Origin of the sequence: Corallococcus sp. 4LFB, from assembly GCF_046520365.1 — a bacterium.
Lineage (GTDB): Bacteria > Myxococcota > Myxococcia > Myxococcales > Myxococcaceae > Corallococcus > Corallococcus caeni.
The window spans coordinates 1-3,534 of record NZ_JBKGHJ010000678.1 but is presented as its reverse complement, the minus strand read 5'-3'; the positions used below and the strand labels follow the sequence as shown (position 1 = coordinate 3,534).

At 73.8% G+C, this 3,534-nt stretch carries 3 protein-coding genes; 1 reads left to right on the top strand and 2 read right to left on the bottom strand.

The features are described from left to right. Positions 1–2,595: PAS domain S-box protein (locus tag ACLEQD_RS39390; protein WP_410391054.1), on the top strand; the 2,595-nt coding region annotated here is incomplete at its 5' end. Here ACLEQD_RS39390 and ACLEQD_RS39385 read toward each other — a convergent pair. Further along, positions 2,592–2,987, bottom strand: coding sequence for a putative PEP-binding protein (locus ACLEQD_RS39385; protein ID WP_410391056.1), 396 nt, complete (start codon positions 2,985–2,987; stop codon positions 2,592–2,594). The two genes, ACLEQD_RS39390 and ACLEQD_RS39385, sit on opposite strands and share 4 nt — an antisense overlap. Beyond that, positions 2,890–3,534: putative PEP-binding protein (locus ACLEQD_RS39380; protein ID WP_410391052.1), on the bottom strand; the 645-nt coding region annotated here is incomplete at its 5' end. The genes ACLEQD_RS39385 and ACLEQD_RS39380, both read right to left, overlap by 98 nt.

Sequence of the window (3,534 nt, the reverse complement as noted above, 5' to 3'; positions counted from 1 at the left end):
CTGGCGACCGGGGTCGTGGGCATGGGCCTCATGGGGCTCACCCGGGAGATCCCCGGCGGCGGGCTGGGCCTGGTGCTCACGGGGCTGTCGCTCTGGACCCTGCGCGTGCGCACGCGGCGCGGCGGGTCCCCCGCGCGGTGGCTCGCCTCCTTCGCGGCGCTGGTCGCGGTGTGGGGGCTCATCGCGGGGCTGTATCAGGAGCACTGGTTCGGGCTGCCGCCCCTGAACGCGGTGACGGGCGCCTCCCGGGCGCCAGGGCTTCCCCTGTCGCTGGCCCTGCTGCTGCTTTCAGGCGCGCTGCTCTCCCTCCACCCCGAGCAGGGCGTGATGGGCGTGCTCCTGCGGGACGACCTGGGGGGGCACTCCGCGCGGCGGCTGCTGTTCGCGGTCCTGGTCGTCGTGCCCGCGGTGGGCGCCGCCCGGCTCCTGGGAGAGCGGCTGGGGCTCTATGGCACCACCGAGGGCAGCACGCTCTTCGTGCTCGCGACGATGGCGTCGTTCCTCGCCGTGGCCCTCTGGAACGCGAGCGCCCTCTCGCGGCTGGACGCGAGCCAGCGGCGGACGGAGCAGTCGCTGCGGCTGTCGCAGGCGCGCTTCGGAGGCATCGTCACGCATGCCGCGGACGCCATCATCTCCATCGACGCCGCGCAGCGCATCATCCTGTTCAACGCGAGCGCCGAGCGCATCTTCGGCTACCCCGCGAGCGAGGTCCTGGGGCAGCCGCTGGACGTGCTCCTCCCCGAAAACCTCCGGGAGGTCCACGCGCGGCACGTGCGGAACTTCGTGCGGGGCCCGGTGACGTCCCGGCACATGGGCGAGCGGCTGCCCATCCTCGGCCAGCGCAAGGACGGGGAGCGGTTTCCCGCGGAGGCCAGCATCTCCAAGCTGAGCGTGGACGGCACGCTGCTGCTCACCGTCATCCTCCGGGACATCAGCGCGCGGCGGAGGGCGGAGGACCTGCTGCGCCTGAGCGAGGAGCGCTTCCGCACCGCGTTCGAGGGCGCCCCTGTCGGCATGGCGCTGGTGGACCTGGACGGCCGCTTCCTCCTCGTGAACGCGGCGCTCTGCGAGCTGGTGGGCTACTCCCGGGAGGAGCTGCTCAGCCGGTCCTTCCAGGAGCTCACCGCGCCAGAGGAGGTGGCGCAGGACCAGGAGAACGCCGCGAGGATGCGCCGGGGCGAGCTCAGGTCCTTCCAGCGGGAGAAGCACTACGTGCGCAAGGACGGCCGGCGCATCGCCATCCTCATGTGGAGCGCGGTGGTGCGCGACGCGGCGGGGAGGCCGCTCCACTTCATCTCGCAGATGCAGGACATCACCGAGCGCCAGGAGCTGGAGCGGGCCTGGCGCTTCCTGGCGGACGTGGGCCCGCGGCTCGCGGCGTCGCTGTCGTCCCGGACGACGGTGGCCACGGTGGCGGAGCTCACCGTGCCGGCGCTGGCGGACTGGTGCGTGGTGGCCTGCCTGGACGGGAGCGGACGCCTGCATCACGTGGAGTGCGCGGCCTCGGAGCCGCGGATGGCGGAGCGGCTGCGGACGCTGGGCGAGGCGTACGGGACGCAGCCCCTCCCGCCGGACCGCATCACCGCCTCCGTGCTGCGCACGGGACGGCCGGTGCTGCTGCCGGAGGTGCCGCCCGAGATGTTCGAGGCGGTCGCGGTGGATGCCCGCCACCTGGAGCAGCTGCGCCAGCTGGCGCCCCGGTCGGTCATCGTCGTTCCGCTGCGCAGCCGGGACCGGAACCTGGGCGTCATCCTCCTCGCGACGTCCGGGTCCGGGCGCCGCTACGGCGCCCGGGAGCTGGCCCTGGCGGAGGAGCTGGCCCGCCGCGCCGCGCTCGCCATCGACAACGCCCGCCTGTTCGAACAGTCCGAGCAGGCCATCCGCCTGCGCGAGGAGGTGCTGCGCGTCGTCGCGCACGACCTGCGCGCCCCGCTCAACGTCATCCAGCTGAGCGCCAGCATGCTGGAGAAGGGCCTGCCCGAAGGCGGCGGCGTCCGGCACCGCCTGGAGACCCTCCAGAGGTCGGTCCAGCGGGCGAACCGGCTCATCCAGGACCTGCTGGACGTGGCCCGGATGGACGGAGGCGTCCTGCCGGTGGAGCGCAGGCCGCTGGAGGTGGCGCCGCTCATCCAGGAGGTGATGGAGCAGCACCGGGGGCTCGCGGAGGCCAGGGCCCTGCGCCTCCAGGCCCACGTGCCGGAGGCGGTGCCCCGCGTCCTGGCGGATCCGGAGCGGCTGCTGCAGATCCTCTCCAACCTCCTGGGCAACGCGCTCAAGTTCACGCCCGAGGGAGGACACATCCTGCTGCGCGTCCAGCCGGAGGCGGGCCAGGTCCGCTTCCAGGTGACGGACACGGGCCCTGGCATCTCGGCGGAGGACCGGCCGCGCATCTTCGAGCGCTTCTGGCAGGCCGGGCCGAAGCGCAAGGAGGGCGCGGGGCTGGGGCTCGCCATCGTGAAGGGGCTGGTGGAGGCCCACGGCGGCCAGGTCGGCGTGGAGAGCGCGCCCGGCGCGGGGAGCACGTTCTTCTTCACGCTGCCGGTGGCGGAGGCCGCGGACGCGCACGCCGGCACGCACGCCGGAAGCGCGCCCTAGCGGCGCAGGGCGGACTCCAGCAGGAGCCGCCGCTCCGCCGCCGCGACGACCGCCCGGGTGGCGCCGACGGCCGCGGGATCCACGGACAGGGAGGTGATGCCCGCGCGGACCAGGTGCTCCGCGAAGGCGGGGCGGTTGGAGGGGGCCTGGCCGCAGAGCGACGACGTGATGCCCGCCTCGCGGCTGGCCCGGATGATGCGGACGATGGCGTCCAGCACCGCCGCGTCCTCCTCGTCGAAGAGCTCCGCGCACAGCTCCGAGTCCCGGTCCACGCCCAGCATGAGCTGCGTCAAATCATTGGAGCCGATGGACACGCCGGTGATGCCCATGCGCGCGTACTCCGGGATGCGGTAGACGACGGAGGGCACCTCCGCCATCACCCAGCGCTCCAGCCCGCGCTGGCGTCCCAGCGGGCTTGCGTCCACGGCCTCCAGGCACGCCTCCAGCTCCCACTTCGTCGGCGAAGGGGATCATCAGGTGGAGGTTGGGCGTCTCCTCGCGCACGCGGGCGAGCACCTCCAGCTCCAGCTGGAACACCTGGGGCTCGCGCAGGTAGCGGTAGCAGCCGCGGAAGCCAATCATCGGGTTGGCCTCGGTGGCCTCGAAGTCGCTTCCGCCCTCCAGCCCCCGGAACTCGTTCGTGCGGAAGTCCGTGGTCCGGTACACCACCGGGCGGCCCCGGAAGGCGCGGGTGATGGACAAGAGCGCGCCGGACATCCGCTCGACGAACTCGCGGCCGCGGCCCTCCGCGATGAGCTTGCGCGGGTGCACGCCGCCCAGGGCCTCCGTGAGCATGAACTCCGCCCTCAACAGGCCCACGCCGTCCACCGGCAGCGCCGCCGCCTCCTCGGCCTGCCCCGGCAGGGCCAGGTTCACGTAGAGCCGCGTCCCCAGCGCCTCGGGCGCGGCGGCCTCACCCTGGAGCGGGGCCCCCTTCCG